Here is a 16,139-nt window from a genome sequence, read left to right as displayed (position 1 = left end):
CCTACAGTCCGGCGGCGGCGAGCAGGTCGGCGTAGGCCTGGTGGAATCCGGCGACGGAGGGTTCGTCCCCCGACAGCGGGCCCGGCTGGAAGAACCTGGAGCGCACGCCCAGTTGCGTCCGCTCGCACAGCGCCCAGTCCTGCACGTTGGTCTGGTCCCAGACCTTGATGAGGTTGTCCAGGTCGTAGTGGCGTCCCTCCTCGGCTCCCGCGCGCACCAGCCACGTCATCGTCACCTCGGTCCGATCGATGGCGAGCGGGCGCTCGCGCAGGACCACGGCGTAGTCGGGGCAGCACACGACGGCGAAGGTCGGCTTCATGTGCAGGGCCGCGGTGTACGGCTCGCGGCCCGCGCCGAAGGCGCCCATCGGGAGGGAGCATGCGGCGTCGCCGTCCACGGTGAGCGAGACGGCTCCCTTGCGCAGGGGTAGCGGGGTGACCTGGACGCGCCGGTCGGCGCTCCGGTAGACACCCTCGATGCCGCCGGAGGTCAGGTCGAAGGTCCGCATCAGCTCGGGATGGTTGGCGCTGCAGTGGTAGCACTCCTGCGCGTTCTCCCAGACGATCTTCCAGTTGGCCGCGACGTCATAGGTGATCGTGTGCGCCACGCTCGCCTCGGCCAGGTCGAAGGGGAGGATCAGCTGCTCGGCGGGAGCCAGCAGCGACGACAGCGGCGCCGGGTCCTGCGCCAGATTCACGAAGACGAGCCCCTGCCAGGTCTCCACGGCCACGCGGGCCAGGGGGTAGGCCGTCCGGTCGAACCCGGGCGGCATCTTGGGCGCGCCGCGCATGCTGCCGTCCATCTCGTAGGCCCACTGGTGGTACGGGCAGGCCAGGATCCTGGCCTGCCCGCACCCGGGATCGACGAGCCTTGCGCCGCGGTGCCTGCACACGTTGGCGTACGCGCTCAGCCCGCTGCGGCTCCTGGCGACGATGACGCTCTCGTCCCCGACCTCGACCGTGAGGTAGTCGCCGACGGCGGGCAGCTGCGATTCGTGCCCGGCGAGCAGCCAGCTGGTCTGGAAGATCGCCTCGACTTCGCGCTCGTACAGCTCCTGTGAGGTGTACAGCTCGCGGGGAATGCCGATCCCGCGCGCGATCTGCCCGCGCATCACCACGCTCGCTCTGGTCATGTTTCCCTCCAGCCGTTCAGAAAGGTGCCGACGATCGCCAGGTGCACGTCGTCGAAGAAGGTGTGGCCCTTGCCGTTCAGGGTGATCCACTCGCTTCCCGGGATCCCGCCGGCGAGCGCCCGGTTGATCGCGTCATCGGACATGTCGTCGCCGCCGTGCAGGATCAGAGTGGGGGCGGTGATCTCGTGGAGCCGGTCGTCGACGTCCCAGTCGCGCAGCGCGGCGGTGGCGAACCACACGTGCGGCCCCCACAGCCCGGCGCCCGCCGGGCCGAGGTCCAGCGTCTCCTCGTCCCCCAGGTAGTCGCGCACCACGGCGCGGAAGCGCGGATCGCGGTGGTCGAGCAGCACGTCGGCGGTGATGGCGGCGACCGCCTCCGTCAGCGGGTACCGCTGGAGGAGCTGGCCGAGGAAGGTCGCGGTGATCCTGGCGGAGCTGGAGGCGGTGTTGGACAGCACGAGCCGGTTCACCCGTTCCGGGTGGTCGAGCGTGTACTGCAGGGCCAGCATGCCGCCAAAGGAGTGGCCGAACAGGTCCAGGCGGTCCACGTCCAGCTGGGCGCGGATCGCCTCGACGTCGGCCACCGCCCGCTCCAGGCTCCACGGGTAGTCGCCGGGAGGGGCCTGCGAGCCGCCGGTCGCCAGCTGGTCGTAGGTCACCACCCGCCGATCGGGTCCTGCCAGCCGGTGCAGCGGGGCCAGGTAGGCGCCGCCGTCGCCGCCCGGGCCGCCGTGCAGGCCCAGCAGCACGCCGGCGCCCTCGCCGGTGGTCCATGCGTTGAGTTCGTAACCGTCCGCGCTCTTCACGATCCTCCAACCATCAGCTCGCGCGGGAGCGACGACAGCAGCCGCGCCCCCTGGTCGTCGAAGACGACCGTGTCGACCATCGCCAGGTAGGCGCAGCTCTCGAAATTGGTCACCAGCCCGGGCTCGATGACGGCGTCGGTGTCGTCGTCGCAGGACCAGAGGAACTCGCCCACCCAGTCGGGCGGGAAGGAGACGCCCAGCTCGTAGCCGCCGGCCCAGCCCTCGACGCCGGCGTCGGCGAAGTACTCGCGCAGGGCCTTGTTCAGCTCGCGGAACGGCCGGCCCGGCCGCGCGGTGGCGGTCAGCACGTCGTGCGCGCCCGCCACGATCACGGCCAGGGCGGCCAGCTCCGCCGGAGGCTCGCCGAGGACGAAGGGCCTGGTCGCCCTGGCGTGGTAGCGGTGCACCGCGGCGGCCGCGTCCAGGTGGAAGTGGTCGCCCGGCCGCAGCGCGCGCCGGGTGCTGACGCCGTGCAGCATCGGCATCGCCGGGCCCGCGGCGACCGTCTCGTGCATCGCGGACGGCTCGCCTCCCGCGGCGATCATCCCGGCCATGTAGACGCTCCACGCCTCGAGCTCGGTCATCCCCGCTCTGACGTGCCGGTGCAGCTCGCGGGTGCCGGCGTCGGCGGCCGCCTGTGCCCGCTCGACGAGCGCGATCTCGGCGGGCGACTTGAGGCGGCGCGCCAGCCGTACGGTGCCGGTGGCGTCCACGACGCGGTGGCCCCGCGCCTTGAGCGCCTCCTCCACGGCGCCGAGCGTGGCCGGGTTGGGCACGCTGCTCCACCGCTCGACGCCCACGGTCTCGTGGCCGCGCAGCAGCGTGGCGAGGGTGTGGGTGTACTCCTCCAGCGTCACGGTGTCGGAGACGCCGTGGAAGTCCTCCACGCAGGAGGTGAGCCGGACGAGCTGCTCGTGCGACTCCGACTCGATCATGAGCAGGCCGTCCGCGGTGACCAGCGTGCACTGCGCGGGCGGGAAGGCGGTCCCGGAATGCGAGCGGTACCAGCGGCCGTCGTAGCCGTCCAGCCAGCACATGCCGTCCGGCGAGGAGAGCACCAGAGCGTCGATGCCCTCCCCGGCCATCCGCGCGCGCAGCGCCGCCAGCCGCCCGGAGTACTCCTCGCGGTCGAACGGCAGCTCACGTGGGCGGTCGGCCAGCCGTTCCTCCTCCGCCCTGATGAAGTCCGCAAAGGTGGTCACGGCCGCTCCCTCAACGTCGGCGCGGCCGCGATCAGCCGCTGGGTGTACGGGTGGGCGGGTGCGCGGATCACGTCGGCGACCTGGCCGGTCTCGCACAGCACGCCCCGTTCGAGGACGGCCACGCGATCGGCCGCCACGGCCACCACCCCGAGATCGTGGGTGATGAGCAGCATGGCCAGGTCGAGCTCGTCGCGCAGGTCGGCGAGCAGCTCGAGGATCGCCGCCTGCACCGAGACATCCAGGGCCGAGGTGACCTCGTCGCAGATCAGCACCTCCGGCCCGGCGGCGAGCGCCCTGGCGATGGCCACGCGCTGGCGCTCTCCGCCGGACAGCTGGTCCGGGTACAGGCCGGCGGTGCGGCGCGGCAGCCGTACCAGATCGAGCAGGTCGAGGGCCTCGGCCCGGGCGGCGTCGCGCGAGCGGCCGCGCAGCACCCGGGCGGGCCTGGCCACCTCGTCGGCCACCCGGCGGCGCGGGTTGAGCGATTCGTGCGGGTTCTGGAAGACGTACTGGATGCGGCGGCGCTGCTCGGCCGACCTGTCGCGGGCCCGGGCGGCCAGCGGCACGCCGTCCAGGGTGATCGTGCCGGCGTCCGGCCGGTGCAGGCCCGCCAGGCAGCGCGCGATAGTGGTCTTGCCGCTGCCGGACTGCCCGACCAGGGCCAGGCATTCGCCCGCGGACAGTTCGAAGGACACGCCGTCGGCCGCGACCACCGTCCGCCCGCGGCCGTGCCCCGCGCGCAGACCCTGTACGGCGAGCAGCCCCCGCCGCGCGGTCGGTGCCGCCGCGTGCGGCGCGCCGAGCTCGATCGGAGGAGTCCGGTCCGCATGCCGGCACAGGACCTGGTGAACCGGAGAGACCAGGACAGGCGCGGGCTTGGCGGTGTCGCACTCAGGGGTCCGCTGCGCGCAGCGGGGAGCGAAGGAGCAGCCGGTGGGCCGGTCCTCGACGCCGACGGCGGTTCCCTGCATCGGGGTGAGCCTGCGCGGACTGGCGTGGTCCGGGATCGACTGGACCAGTCCCCGCGTGTACGGGTGGCGCGGGCGGGCGAGCAGCTCGGCCGCGGGCCCCTGCTCCACGACGGCGCCCGCGTACATGACCGCGATCCTGTCCGCGATCTGGGAGACGACCGCGAGGTCGTGCGAGACGTACACGACCGCCGCGCCCAGCTCGTCCTTGAGCCTGCGGATCTCCCCCAGGATCCCGGCCTGGGTGATGACGTCCAGGCCGGTCGTCGGCTCGTCCATGACGATGAGCGGCGGCTGCCCGGCCAGCGCCATCGCGATGGTGACCCGCTGCTGCTGGCCGCCGGACAGCTGGTGCGGGAAGCGCCGCGCGGCCGTCTCCGGCAGGTCGACCGCCTGGAGGATGTCCGCCGTCCGCGCCCGGGGCGCGACGTCCAGGATGGCGGCGCCGATCCTCAGCGCCGGGTTGAGCGCGCGGGCCGCGTCCTGCGGGACGAAGGACACCAGGTCCCCGCGCACGCGGCGGCGCGCGGACTCCTCGAGGCGGAGGAGGGGCCGGTCGGACACGGTCACGTCGCCGGCGGTGATGGCGGTGCCCGGCCTGGCGTAGCCGAGCAGCGCCAGCGCCGTGGTGCTCTTGCCGCTGCCCGACTCTCCGACGAGGCCGAGCACCTCGCCCTGCGCGAGCCTCAGGTCGAGCCCTTCGATCACCGGGGTGCCGGAGTCCAGCTCGACCCGCAGGCCTGTCACGTCGAGGATCATCGGCCGTCTCCCGCCAGGGCGTCGCTCACCAGGTTGATCGCGACGGTCAGCACGCCGAGCATGAACGCCGGCGCCAGCACCGCCATCGGGTTGAGCTCGAGGTGCATGCCCGCCCTGTTCTCGGCGACCATCAGGCCCCAGTCGGCGGCGGGGGGCTGCAGGCCGAGCCCGAGGAAGTTGACGCTCGCGATGAGCAGGACGGACCAGGTGAAGCGCAGGCCGAGGTCTGCGGAGATGGGCCGGGTGATGTTCGGCAGGATCTCCCTGGCGATGACGGCGGCGGCCCGCTCGCCCCGCAGCACCGCCGCCTCGACGTAGCCGCGCGTCGCCTGTTCCAGTGCGGCGGTCCTGACGATCCTGGCGACGGCCGGCAGCTGGATCACGGCGGTGGCGATCACGACCGAGGCGATGCCGCGGCCGAACGCGGTGGCGAACAGCAGCAGGAACACCAGCGAGGGGAAGGACAGGAGCACGTCCACGCCGCGCATGAGCACGCCATCCGGCCATGAGCCGAAATATCCGGAAACGAGGCCGATGATGATCCCGCCCAGGTAGGCCAGCACGGTCGCGGCGCCCGCGTACAGGAGCACGCTCTGCCCGCCCGACAGCACGCGGGCCAGGACGTCCCTGCCGAGGAAGTCCGTACCCAGGAAGCCGGTGGCCGAGCTGAACGGCGGGCCGACCGTTCGCGTCGGGCTGCCCGCCAGGAACGGCCCCGAGATGGCCAGCAGCACGATCAGGCCCGTCAGCGCGGTTCCGATCCGCCGGGTCATGACGTCGTCCGCAGCTTGGGAACCACGAGCATGACCAGCAGGTCGGCCAGGATGGCCAGGCCCACGTACGCGCAGGCCAGCACCATCGTTATCGATCTGACCTCGGTGTTGTCGTGAATGATCACCGCGTCAACCAACTCCTTGCCGATGCCGGGGTAGCCGAACATGGCCTCCACCACGAGCAATCCGCCGACGAGGTACTGCGCGATCAGCGCGAGCACCTGGATGCCGGGCCCGAGCGCGTTGCGCAGCGCGTAGCGCCGGACCACGCGTGCCTCGGGGATCCCGTTGAGCCGCGCCGCCGCCACGAACTCGGCCTTCAGCGCGTCGAGCATGCCGGCCCTGATCATGCGCGCAGCCGCGCCCACCGTGACGCCGAGCACCGTGAGCACCGGCAGGACGAGCAGGGCAGGCTCGTCCCACGGCGCCGCGCCGGGTTCGATGAGGGACACCGGCGGCAGCACGTCCAGCCAGGTGAAGAACACCCCGAGCAGCAGGGCACCCAGGACGAACTCCGGGAGTGCGGAAGGGACGAGCGTGAGCGTCGAGAGCAGGTGATCCTGCCAGCGGCCCGCCTTCAGCCCGACGTAGCCGCCGAGCACCACCGAGGCCAGCACGATCAGCGCGAAGGACACCACGGCCAGCGTCAGCGAGTTGGCCAGCTTGCCGCTGATCTGCTCCCAAACGCCGACGGGCTCGCCGGAGACGTACCCGGTCACCGAGCGGCCCAGGTCGCCGTGGAGCAGGCCGCCCATCCAGTCGGCGTACTGGACGAGCAGCGGCCGGTCCAGCCCCATGTCGTGGTGCAGCGCCGACAGGGCCTCCTTGGTGGCGTTCCTGCCGAGCAGGGCCGAGGCCGCGTCACCGGGCAGGACCGAGGTGGCCACGAACACCAGGACCGACAGCACGGCGAGCGTGGCCAGGCCCGCGGCGCATCGCCGCAGCGCGTACCTCATGTCGTCACGTAGCTCTCGACGAGGCTGCCCGGCAGGCCGAGGCTCATGTACCTGCTGGGGGTGATCCCGCCGACCCTGGCGGACACGGCGTCGACGTTGTCGGCCGACCCCCACCAGATGTAGCCGCCGTTGTCCCACTGCTCCTGCTGGATCGCGCGCCAGGCGCGGGCGGCCTGGCCGGGGTCCGCGGCCGCGACCGCCTGCTGGTAGAGGCCGGCGGTCCGCTCGTCGTTCCAGTGGGTCTCGTTCCCCGCCCCGTCGGGCAGGACGGCGAACTGGTAGAAGCCCGCCAGGCTCGTCATCCCCGACCAGAACGTCTGGCCGAACGGCCGTCTCAGATACTGCACGGTGGGGTCGAAGTACGAGGCGGAGTCCACCTGGACGACCTCGATCGTGACACCCGCGTCCTTGACCTGTTCGGCGAACAGCGTGGCCGCCTCGACCATCCCCGGCGCGGCCGCGGCGGTCTCCAGCGTGAGGGTGAGCCCGGCGCCGTGGCCCGCGGCGCTCAGCAGCTCCTTGGCCTTGCCGACGTCCCGCCCGCGCTGGGGCAGGCCGCTGTCGAAGTACGGCAGGCCGGATCCGAACACGTCGTTGCCGACCGCGCCGAACCCGTACAGGGCCACGTCGACCAGTTGCCGCCGGTCGGCCAGCAGGCGCAGCGCCTGCCTGACGCGCACGTCGTCGAAGGGCTTGGCGTCGACCGCCATGTAGAAGCCGTGGGCGGCGGGGCTGGGGCTGTTCAGCAGCCGGATGGCGCCGCTCTTCTGATAGGCCCTGGCCTGCGGGTACGGCATCTGGCACACCACGTCGATCTGTCCGCCGAGCAGCGCGTTGACCCGCGCGGTCTCGTCGTCGATGGAGGAGATGACCAGCTCGTCGAGGTAGGGCCTGCCCGGGCTCCAGTACCGGGGGTTGCGGCGGCACACGCTGCGCTGGCCGGGGGTGAAGGAGTCGAACACGAACGGCCCGGTGCCCACCGGCCTGCCGAACGTCGTCACCCCGTCCTGGATGATCGAGTTCCCGGCGATCGTGCGCGGGAGGTCGAGATCCGGGCTCTTCAACGCGACGACGACGGTCGTGGCGTCCTGCTTGGCGGTCTTCTTCAGGTCGACGTTCGCCATCGAGGAGGCGAGCGGGTTGTCCGGCTCCGACAGCCAGCGCAGGGAGTGGATCACGTCGTCGGCGGTGAAGGGCTTGCCGTCGTGCCAGGTGACGCCGGGCCGCAGGGCGAACGTCCAGCGGGTCGCGGTGGGGTCGTGGTGCCAGGCGGTGGCCAGCGAGGGCCGCAGGGACAGGTCCGGCGCGATCTCGACCAGCGGGTTGAAGACGGCGGCCGCCCTGGCCAGGTTGATCATGGCGCTGGTGGTGGTGGACGGGTTGAACGATTCGGACTTGCCCGCGCCCAGCATCCCGATGCGCAGGGTTCCGCCGCGCCGCGGCGCGCCCACCGGGCCGATCGTGGAACGCTGCCGGCAGGCGGTGAGCAGCCCCGCCGTGCCGAGCAGGATGCCGGAGTTCTTCAGCAGTGCGCGCCGGTTCATGTCAGCTCCCGGATTCCGAGGCGGTAGAGCGCCGGGGCGTCGGCGGCCAGCCCCGGCCGTCCTGGGGAGAAGGGCTCGACGGCGTACGGCGTGCCGCCCTCGGTCACCAAGTCGGCCAGCGCGCGGCCGATCAGGGTGGCGAACTTGCCTGCGTGCCCGGCGCCCACGGCGACGAACACTCTGGGGTTGCCGGGCAGCGCGCCGATGACCAGCTCGCGGTCCCTGGGCAGGTCGTACACGCAGGTCTTGGCGAGGGCGAGCTCGCCCGCCCAGGCGGGCAGGATCTCCCGCACGAAGGCGCGGACGAACTCGGTCTCCGCGGGATCGGGGATGTGGCCGCGCGTTTCGGGGGTGACGAACTTGCCCGTCATGTCCCTGGCCACCTTGACGGCCCGCTCACCGTACACGGGGATGCCGTAGATCTCGTGGTCGGCGTGCCAGATCCAGATCGGGAAGCGGTCCGGGGTGAACCTGGCGGCGTCGTCGACCGTGAAGTACTGGACCTGCTCCTGGGTGAGCTCCAGGGGGAAGGGGCTGCCGAGCCTGTCCAGCAGGCCGCCCGCCCACGAGCCCGCGCACATCACCAGCGCCCCGGCGGCGAACGTCCCGCGCGAGGTGTGCACGACGACGCCGTCGTCGCCGGACTCCACGTCGTGGACCAGGCACTCCTCCAGCACCTGCGCCCCCTGCCGGGTCGCGAGCCGCAGGTGCGCGGCGGTGGCCGCGCGGATGTCGATCAGGCCGCCCTCGGCCTGGTAGAGCGCCACCGTGTCGTCGGGAACGTGCCAATCCGGCCAGCGCCTGCGCAGCTCCGCCGCGCCGAACTCCTCGTACGGCAGGCCCGCCGCATCCATGGAGCGGCCGTAGAGCCTCATGACGTCGTGACCGGCGCTGCCCTCACGGGCCAGGTCCAGCCCGCCCGACCGGATGAGCAGCCGCTCCCCGGCGCGCGCCTCGACCTCCCCCCACAACCGGTAGGCGGACGGCGTCAGCGCGGTGTAGATCGGCGAATGGTAGGCATGCCTGATGATGCGGGAGTGATCGTCAGAAGACCCCCACGGGTGACCGGCTGCGAACTGCTCGCACACCAGGGTCCTGCCGCGCCCCGCGGCGCTCAGCCAGTAGGCTGCGGCTGCCCCGAGGGCGCCCGCCCCGATCACAATGTGGTCATACCGGACGACTGACATGCCGGTAGCGTGCCGCTCACGCCCCGCTCACTGCATCCTGTAACTGTCGAAAGTTACCCCCGCCGCACGCGACATCGAGTCAGGTACGATACCGGCACCCCTGCCGATGCAAGACCTCAGGTGAATGGCTCGCACCGCGAACAGAGGGCGATGTCCCATGGGATTGTTCTGGCGGATTGACCACCATGGCTCCTCAGCGCGACCGCTCCACGATGCCCTGTTCGAGGTTTACGGCAACCGCGGGACCAGGTCATTCCTGGTGGACCCCGGTGACCGGGATGGCGCTGAGGCCGCGATAGGCCTCCTGATGGAAGCCGAGGACGTCCGGATGCTGACGGTCTGGGACGTTCCCAGGCGGCACGAACCGTTGCGCGGCCGGCCCGCCGAAGAGATCCAAGGGATTCTCCTCGCGTCGGGAGCACGCGTTGTCGCTTTTACTTTCGCGCACCCCTTGACCGCCGGATCCATCTGGTGGGAACCGAGGCAGCCTGACCTCGACGATGATTTCGTGCGTGCCAGGATCCGGGACAGTTTCGCCTTGGTCGATTTCGTGGTCACCGACGAGGTCGCTCAAGCTCAGCAAGGGATACCGGGCAGGCTCAAAAGCTTCGTGGTCGCGCAACTATCACGGCCTCGCATTCTGCTCAAAGCGCTCTCGACACCACGTGTCGAGAGATTCTGCGAGGCGGAAGGCTGGCGAACAATTGGGCAGACCCAAGGTTTCCTGGGCCTGCCCAACGCTTTCACCGTCTACTCCAGGGATGCGGCCACCTGGGTCATCGAATAATCGCTACTTTGTCGTCTGCAATTTCGCTTTCAACTGTTGAAGTTCATCACATCGGATCTTGGACGAATTCGGTGATCTTCGCGCGATCTTTTCAGTAAGGTGTGAGGCCCTTACATTCCGGTCGGGTGGAGGTCGTAGGTGCGACAGTTCCGGGTGTGTGTGGTTTCCGCTGCTCTGGGGCTGGCTGCGTTGGCGCAGCCGGTGCCTCACGGTGCGGCGTACGCTTCTACGGGGGCCAAGGCGGTGAGTTATCCCGCGTGGACTTACGGCATGAAGGTGTGGCCTTTCGACATTCTCAATCCGGGCGACACCGAGGCGTCGATCCGGGAACGGCTCGACACGGCGAAGGCAAAGGGGGCCAACACCGTCATCTTCTACCTCGAGGAGGAGCAGATGTACGCGTCGTTCGTGGACGAGGCCGGGTTCCAGAACATGCTCGGCAAGATCCGGTACCTGCTGGCGCAGGCTCATACGCGGGGGCTCAAGGCGGTCTGCTATCTGAACGGGGCCGAGGTGCTGACCCGGGACGCGGTGGACGCCGACGGGCGGCCGACAGGTAAGCCGACGCTGGCCGGCACGCATCCCGACTGGCTGCAGCAGGACATCACCGGCAGGAAGATGTCGTTCACCACCAGGACGCGGGTCGACTGGGTTCCGCCGAAGGCGGCCGACGACTGGGCCTCGCCGTACAGCGGGTGGCGGGACTTCTTCAAGGGGCGGCTGGTCTCGCTCGGGCAGGCGGGGCTCGACGGCGTCTACATCGACTCGACCAGCGTGGCGGGGACGGCCTTCGGGAACTTCTGGGCCTCGTCCGATCCGGGGTTCGCCAAGGCGTTCAAGCAGGCCTACGGGCTGGACGTGCCGCAGAAGGTCGACTGGAACTCCCCTGCCTGGCGCAGGTTCGTCTACTTCCGGCACCAGGCCGTCCGCGACTTCCTGGCCGACCTGGCCGGCACCGCGCGGGCGCACGGCGTGACGCCGTTCTTCGAGATGTCCTCGCTGGACAACCTGACCGGCACCGAGATGGGCAACGACAACCAGTTCACCATCGGCGGCGGCATCGCCGTGTCACCGGAGGTCGAGCCGAACTATCTCGCGGGCAAGTTCAAGGAGGCCTTCCGCGCGGCCAAGGCGAGCCGGGACGCCGACCAGAGCTTCCCGCTGTGGTTCCTCGGCTGGCCGGCGAACACCGCCCAGGCCCGGCGCGAGTACGCCATGACCGTGGCGCTGTCCGGCAACTACTACCCGACGGCCGACAGCCCCTATCCCGCGAACGCCTTCGGTTTCCTCGACACCCTGCGGCCGATCCTCGACCGGCGGGTGCCCTACGCCACGGCCTCGCTGCTGTACCCGATGCGCAGCAAGGACTTCACCTACAGCACCTCCGCGGCGCTCAAGGCGTACGGCGACGCCTTCACCGCCCTGGCGCGCAGGCACGTGCCGTTCAGGATCGTCCCCCAGGACGGGATGACCGCCGCCGACCTGGCCGGCACCGTGGTCCTGGGCGGGGCGCAGTCGATGAGCGACCAGGAGTACGCCTTGGTCGCCCCGAAGACCGTCGCCCTGGTCGGCGCGGACAACGCCACTAAGGACACCTGGTTCGAGCCGAAGGCCCGCTCGTTCCCCACGACAGTGCCCGTCACGGGCATCGAGCAGGGGCTGCCCTTCTCCGTGTCGGCCCCGGACAGCTCCTTCATCGAGTACTACACGGACAAGAACGACCCGAACCACTTCTACCTGTTCGCCTACAACGACACCCCGTCGGGCACGATCACCCTCAACCGCCCCCAGGGCCTGAACGCGAAGATCTACAGACTCGACCAGGCGGCCACCACCCAGAATGGAGCCACGATCACGTCCACCATCGCCGCCAACGAGTACCTCACCGTGCTCGACGTGACCCTCACCGGGGAGGGGCGGGGATGACGGCGAGCTCGCAGGCGTAGGAGTCCGCGGGCGCGGCCAGCAACCAGACGATCATGGCGGCGAGGCTGTCCGGCTGGATGCAGGCCGCGGGGTCGTAGGGGCGCCCGAAGGAGGCTCGGATGTCGCGCAGGTGGTCGGTGGCCGTGGCCGCCGGGTAGACGGTGGTGACGCGGACGCCGTGCGGCTCCTCCTCCTCGCGCAGGGAGTCGGCCAGCTCGCGCAGCGCGGTCTTGCTGCCGACGAAGGCCGACCAGCGCGGTACGGCCCGCATCCCGGGCGAGGCGTTGACGAAGACGACGTGACCCCGGGAGCGGCGCAGGGCGGGCAGCGCCAGGCGGGTGATCTCGGCCGCGGAGGCCAGGTTCACCGCCAGGGTCCTGTTCCAGAGCTCGACGGGTGCGTCCGCCACGGGGGCCACGTGGGCGGTCCCCGCGCAGTGGATCAGCGCGTCCAGCTCGCCGAGGGCGCCGAGGGCGGCGGCCAGGGTCTCCGGCCGCGACAGGTCCGCCTCGATCCGGCGGGCCGAGCCGGGCAGCCGCTCAAGGCTCCTGCCGAGGGCGGTCACCCGGTGGCCCGCCGCCTCCAGGGCGGACACCACCGCCGAGCCGATCCCGCCTGCCGCCCCCGTCACCAGTAAGTCGCCCATGGCGGAAAAGGTTAGGTGACGCGGTGGCGGGCGCGGAAGCCGGCGGCCTTGGCCCGGTTGCCGCATTCGAGCATGTCGCACCAGCGCCTGGACGTGGCCCTGGAGGTGTCGACGAACAGGCGGGTGCACTGGTCGGCCATGCACTGCTTGATCCGGGCGCGGTCGGGTCCGCCGAGGAGTTCGACGGCGGCCCTGGCCACGGTCGACAGGGCGGCGGGCAGCGGGCCCAGGCGCTCGACGCCCTCCGGAGCGGCCAGCCGTACCTGGGCGGGAGGGGTGGCGGCGAAGGCGTTGACCGTGTCGCGGTCGGACGGCTCGGCTTCGTCCGTCGCCAGGCGGTAGATCGCCTCGCGGAGCGTCGTGGCGGCGGTGAGGTCGGCGGCGCCAGCGGGCGGGGTGGAGGTGAGCAGGCCGGCCTCGACGACCCAGCGCGACAGCGCCTCGGGGCCGTCGAGCAGGTCCGTACGGTCGGTACGGCGGTGCTGGACGGTGCCCGCGAGGTCGAGGGCGACGTTGCCGCTGACGAAAGTGAATCGGCTCACACTCACATGCTAACCCCTTTGACAGGTTATGCCGACCATGACATAACCGGACATGTGCTGACAGAGACCCGTGCGAGAAGCGTGGCGGTGCCCGGGCTGTTCGTGGTGATGTGGAGCAGCGCGTTCATCGCCGGGATCATCGGGGTGGGCGCCGGGACGCCGCTGCTGCTGACGTTCGTGCGGTTCGCGGCGGCGGGGCTGCTGCTGGGCGGTTTCGCGCTGGCCACCAGGGCCGCCTGGCCGCGCGGGCGGGCGCTGGCGCACGTGGTGGTGTCCGGCGTGCTGATCCAGGCGGTGCAGTTCAGCGCCTTCTACACCGCGATGTCCCTGCATATGCCGGCCGCGGTGGTGGCGCTGGTGCAGGGGCTGAGCCCGGTCGTGATCGCGCTGGTGGCGGGGCGGACACTGGGCGAGCGGGTGGCGCCGTGGCAGTGGGCCGGGTTCGGGCTGGGCGCGCTCGGCGTGGCCCTCGCGGTGGCCGACCGGGTGAGCTTCTCCCTCGGCGGGCTGCTGCTGTGCGTGGTGGGGTTGCTCGGGCAGAGCCTGGGCACCGTCTACCAGAAGCGCTTCGCCGCCGACATGGACGTGCGGACGGGCACGGCCACGCAGTTCCTGGTCAGCGCGCCGCTGGTGGGCGTGGCGTCGCTGCTGTTCGAGACGCCGCGGGTGAACGACTGGGCCGGGTTCTCCGCGGCGGCGGGCTGGCTGGTGCTCGTCAACTCGATCGGGGCGTTCCTGCTGCTCAACACGATGCTGAGGAACGCGCCCGCGAGCCGGGTCAGCACGCTGTTCTTCCTGACGCCGTCGGTGACCGCGGTGATGGCCTGGCTGCTGGTCGGCCAGGCGCTGCATCCACTGGCCGTCGCCGGGCTGGTCGTGGGCGGCCTGGGCGTGCTGCTGGCCAACCGGCGCGGCTAGGGCGTCTCGACGCGGTAGCGGGGCAGGGCGTCGGGGTGGTTCTCCCTGAGGTACTTGACCAGGTGCTCGCGCACGTCGCACTTGAGGTCCCAGGCCGAGGCCGAGTCGGCGGCGCTCATCAGCGCCCGCAGCTCGACCAGCCCGTTGTCCAGCACGTCGGTCACCTGCAGCGTCCAGTCCTTCTGGTCCCACAGCGGGTTGGTCTGAATGAAGGAGTACAGCTCCTCCCGCACCCGCTCGACCGGCACCTGCCAGTCGACCTTCAGCAGCACCACGGCCAGCACCTGGCTGCCACGGCGGGTCCAGTTCTCGAAGGGGTTCGTGGTGAAGTACGACACCGGCAGCACCAGCCGCCGCTCGTCCCACAGCCGCAGCACGACGTAGGTGAGCGTGAGCTCCTCGATGCGGCCCCACTCCTTGTTGACCACGACCACGTCGTCGAGCCGGAGCGCGTCGCTGAAGGCCAGTTGCAGCCCGGCCAGCATGTTGCCCAGCGTCGACTGGGCGGCGATGCCGACCACGGCGCCGGCGATGCCGGCCGAGGCCAGCAGCCCGGCGCCGAGCGCGCGCACCTCGGGGAAGGAGAACAGGATCACGCCGAGCGCCACCACGACGATCACCGCGGTGGCGACCCGGCGCAACAGCCCGATCTGGGTCATGATCCGCCGGGCCCTGCGGTTGCGATCGCCCTCGATGAGGGTCAGACGGTCCAGGATGACGTCCGTGACCGCGTAGGCGGCCTGCGTCACCAGCCAGGTCACCGCGGCGATCATGAGCAGGCCGACGATGCGGTCGGCCCAGGCGCCGAACGGCACCTCGACCGCCACCACCGACAGGATCGCGACCGTGAACCCCGGCCACGTGCAGTGCTCCACCAGGTGCCTGGCCAGGCTCCACTTCCTGCCCGCCCTGGCCAGTAGCCGCCTCGCCAGCTCTACCAGCGCGACCGCCGCGGCAAGAGAGACAGCGAGGATGGGCCACTCCACGTTCACGCCCCCAATGGTTAAAAGGTCTCGTCAAAGGTCACATTGCCCTCAACTGCCACCTGATACGCAGAGACACGCCGTTCGAAGAAATTGGCCAGCTCCTGCACGTCCTGGAGTTCCATGAAGCCGAACGGGTTGGCCGTGCCGTACCTGCGCGCGAATCCGAGCCTGGCCAGGCGCTGGTCCGCGACGTACTCCAGGTACTGGCGCATCTGGGCGGCGCTCATGCCGGGCATGCCGTCGCCGCACAGGTCGCGGGCGAAGGCCAGCTCGGCCGCGACCGCCTCCTCCAGCATCTCGACGACCTGCTTCTCCAGGTCGGCGTCGAACAGCGCCGGCTCCTCCGCGCGCACGGTGTCGACGACGCTGAAGGCGAACTCCATGTGCATGGACTCGTCGCGGAACACCCAGTTCGTCCCGGTGGCCAGCCCGCTCAGCAGGCCACGCGAGCGGAACCAGTACACGTAGGCGAAGGCGCCGTAGAAGAACAGGCCCTCGATGCAGGCGGCGAAGCAGATCAGGTTGAGCAGGAAGGTCCGCCTGTCGTCCCTGGTCTCGAGCCGGTTCAGGGCGCCGAGCGAGTCGATCCACTTGAAGCAGAACTCGGCCTTGTCGCGGATCGAGGGGATGTGCTCGACCGCGGCGAAGGCCTTGACCCGCTCGTCGGGGTCGGGCAGGTAGGTGTCGAGCAGCGTCAGGTAGAACTGCACGTGCACGGCTTCCTCGAACAGCTGCCTGGACAGGTACAGCCGCGCTTCGGGGGCGTTGACGTGCTGGTAGAGGTTGAGCACCAGGTTGTTGGCCACGATGGAGTCGCCGGTGGCGAAGAAGGCGACGAGGCGGTTGATCAGGTGGCGTTCCTGCGGCGTCATCTTGGCCAGGTCGGCCAGGTCGGTGTGCAGGTCCACCTCCTCGACCGTCCAGGTGTTCCTGATCGCGGCGCGGTAGCGCTCGTAGAAGTCCGGATACCGCATCGGGCGGAGCGTCAGGTCCATCCCAGGGTCCAA

At 70.8% G+C, this 16,139-nt stretch carries 15 protein-coding genes; 3 read left to right on the top strand and 12 right to left on the bottom strand.

The genetic code is table 11. The features are described 5' to 3' along the window. Position 1 precedes the first annotated feature (1 nt). From KIK09_RS37655 to solA, 8 genes are read right to left on the bottom strand one after another with little or no spacing between them, the layout of a single operon-like run. Complete coding sequence (locus tag KIK09_RS37655; protein WP_214324250.1) at positions 2–1,132, bottom strand: aromatic ring-hydroxylating oxygenase subunit alpha; 1,131 nt, start codon at positions 1,130–1,132, stop codon at positions 2–4. After that, on the bottom strand, positions 1,129–1,938 hold the full coding sequence (locus tag KIK09_RS37650) for an alpha/beta fold hydrolase (protein WP_214324249.1): 810 nt from the start codon (positions 1,936–1,938) through the stop codon (positions 1,129–1,131). Before KIK09_RS37650 ends, KIK09_RS37655 begins: the two co-directional genes overlap by 4 nt. After that, positions 1,935–3,140: a M24 family metallopeptidase gene (locus tag KIK09_RS37645; protein ID WP_214324248.1), complete on the bottom strand. Its 1,206-nt coding sequence runs from the start codon at positions 3,138–3,140 to the stop codon at positions 1,935–1,937. The genes KIK09_RS37650 and KIK09_RS37645 overlap by 4 nt, the downstream gene beginning before the upstream one ends. After that, positions 3,137–4,867 (bottom strand): ABC transporter ATP-binding protein, encoded by a 1,731-nt coding sequence (locus KIK09_RS37640; protein ID WP_214324247.1) that lies wholly within the window; start codon positions 4,865–4,867, stop codon positions 3,137–3,139. The genes KIK09_RS37645 and KIK09_RS37640 overlap by 4 nt, the downstream gene beginning before the upstream one ends. Continuing rightward, positions 4,864–5,640 (bottom strand): ABC transporter permease, encoded by a 777-nt coding sequence (locus tag KIK09_RS37635; RefSeq protein WP_214324246.1) that lies wholly within the window; start codon positions 5,638–5,640, stop codon positions 4,864–4,866. The genes KIK09_RS37640 and KIK09_RS37635 overlap by 4 nt, the downstream gene beginning before the upstream one ends. Beyond that, positions 5,637–6,596, bottom strand: coding sequence for an ABC transporter permease (locus KIK09_RS37630; RefSeq protein WP_214324245.1), 960 nt, complete (start codon positions 6,594–6,596; stop codon positions 5,637–5,639). The genes KIK09_RS37635 and KIK09_RS37630 overlap by 4 nt, the downstream gene beginning before the upstream one ends. After that, positions 6,593–8,140: an ABC transporter substrate-binding protein gene (locus KIK09_RS37625; RefSeq protein ID WP_214324244.1), complete on the bottom strand. Its 1,548-nt coding sequence runs from the start codon at positions 8,138–8,140 to the stop codon at positions 6,593–6,595. The genes KIK09_RS37630 and KIK09_RS37625 overlap by 4 nt, the downstream gene beginning before the upstream one ends. Further along, on the bottom strand, positions 8,137–9,327 hold the full coding sequence (gene solA / locus KIK09_RS37620) for an N-methyl-L-tryptophan oxidase (RefSeq protein WP_214324243.1): 1,191 nt from the start codon (positions 9,325–9,327) through the stop codon (positions 8,137–8,139). Before solA ends, KIK09_RS37625 begins: the two co-directional genes overlap by 4 nt. Before the next feature lie 157 nt (positions 9,328–9,484). Here solA and KIK09_RS37615 point away from each other — a divergent pair, with 157 nt between their 5' ends. Together KIK09_RS37615 and KIK09_RS37610 are read left to right on the top strand one after the other, a co-directional pair. Continuing rightward, positions 9,485–10,114, top strand: a complete 630-nt coding sequence (locus tag KIK09_RS37615; RefSeq protein ID WP_214324242.1) for a hypothetical protein — start codon at positions 9,485–9,487, stop codon at positions 10,112–10,114. 270 nt (positions 10,115–10,384) lie between these two features. After that, complete coding sequence (locus tag KIK09_RS37610; RefSeq protein WP_214324241.1) at positions 10,385–12,040, top strand: hypothetical protein; 1,656 nt, start codon at positions 10,385–10,387, stop codon at positions 12,038–12,040. Here the strand turns inward: KIK09_RS37610 and KIK09_RS37605 are convergent. Both KIK09_RS37605 and KIK09_RS37600 read right to left on the bottom strand, forming a co-directional pair. Beyond that, the gene (locus tag KIK09_RS37605; RefSeq protein ID WP_214324240.1) at positions 12,018–12,686 is read right to left on the bottom strand and encodes an SDR family NAD(P)-dependent oxidoreductase; all 669 of its coding nucleotides are present in this window, start codon (positions 12,684–12,686) and stop codon (positions 12,018–12,020) included. The two genes, KIK09_RS37610 and KIK09_RS37605, sit on opposite strands and share 23 nt — an antisense overlap. Positions 12,687–12,697: 11 nt before the next feature. Next, positions 12,698–13,228 (bottom strand): CGNR zinc finger domain-containing protein, encoded by a 531-nt coding sequence (locus KIK09_RS37600; RefSeq protein ID WP_214324239.1) that lies wholly within the window; start codon positions 13,226–13,228, stop codon positions 12,698–12,700. A 54-nt stretch (positions 13,229–13,282) separates the two neighbouring features. Here KIK09_RS37600 and KIK09_RS37595 point away from each other — a divergent pair, with 54 nt between their 5' ends. After that, positions 13,283–14,146, top strand: a complete 864-nt coding sequence (locus tag KIK09_RS37595) for a DMT family transporter (RefSeq protein WP_308164551.1) — start codon at positions 13,283–13,285, stop codon at positions 14,144–14,146. Here KIK09_RS37595 and KIK09_RS37590 read toward each other — a convergent pair. Together KIK09_RS37590 and KIK09_RS37585 are read right to left on the bottom strand one after the other, a co-directional pair. Further along, positions 14,143–15,138: a mechanosensitive ion channel family protein gene (locus KIK09_RS37590; RefSeq protein ID WP_308164550.1), complete on the bottom strand. Its 996-nt coding sequence runs from the start codon at positions 15,136–15,138 to the stop codon at positions 14,143–14,145. The two genes, KIK09_RS37595 and KIK09_RS37590, sit on opposite strands and share 4 nt — an antisense overlap. A gap of 11 nt (positions 15,139–15,149) precedes the next feature. Next, complete coding sequence (locus tag KIK09_RS37585; protein ID WP_250574442.1) at positions 15,150–16,127, bottom strand: ribonucleotide-diphosphate reductase subunit beta; 978 nt, start codon at positions 16,125–16,127, stop codon at positions 15,150–15,152. Between the last annotated feature and the right edge of the window lie 12 nt (positions 16,128–16,139).

This window comes from Nonomuraea sediminis (genome assembly GCF_018531495.1).
GTDB classification, from domain to species: domain Bacteria; phylum Actinomycetota; class Actinomycetes; order Streptosporangiales; family Streptosporangiaceae; genus Nonomuraea; species Nonomuraea sediminis.
This window is presented reverse-complemented; position numbering and strand designations above follow the sequence as displayed.

Bases quoted from the DNA above. Each gene is read 5' to 3' on its own strand.
- KIK09_RS37655 (WP_214324250.1), bottom strand. From the start codon at position 1,132: ATGACCAGAGCGAGCGTGGTGATGCGCGGGCAGATCGCGCGCGGGATC.
- KIK09_RS37640 (WP_214324247.1), bottom strand. From the start codon at position 4,867: ATGATCCTCGACGTGACAGGCCTGCGGGTCGAGCTGGACTCCGGCACC.
- KIK09_RS37635 (WP_214324246.1), bottom strand. From the start codon at position 5,640: ATGACCCGGCGGATCGGAACCGCGCTGACGGGCCTGATCGTGCTGCTG.
- KIK09_RS37630 (WP_214324245.1), bottom strand. From the start codon at position 6,596: ATGAGGTACGCGCTGCGGCGATGCGCCGCGGGCCTGGCCACGCTCGCC.
- KIK09_RS37625 (WP_214324244.1), bottom strand. From the start codon at position 8,140: ATGAACCGGCGCGCACTGCTGAAGAACTCCGGCATCCTGCTCGGCACG.
- solA (WP_214324243.1), bottom strand. From the start codon at position 9,327: ATGTCAGTCGTCCGGTATGACCACATTGTGATCGGGGCGGGCGCCCTC.
- KIK09_RS37615 (WP_214324242.1), top strand. From the start codon at position 9,485: ATGGGATTGTTCTGGCGGATTGACCACCATGGCTCCTCAGCGCGACCG.
- KIK09_RS37610 (WP_214324241.1), top strand. From the start codon at position 10,385: ATGAAGGTGTGGCCTTTCGACATTCTCAATCCGGGCGACACCGAGGCG.
- KIK09_RS37605 (WP_214324240.1), bottom strand. From the start codon at position 12,686: ATGGGCGACTTACTGGTGACGGGGGCGGCAGGCGGGATCGGCTCGGCG.
- KIK09_RS37585 (WP_250574442.1), bottom strand. From the start codon at position 16,127: ATGGACCTGACGCTCCGCCCGATGCGGTATCCGGACTTCTACGAGCGC.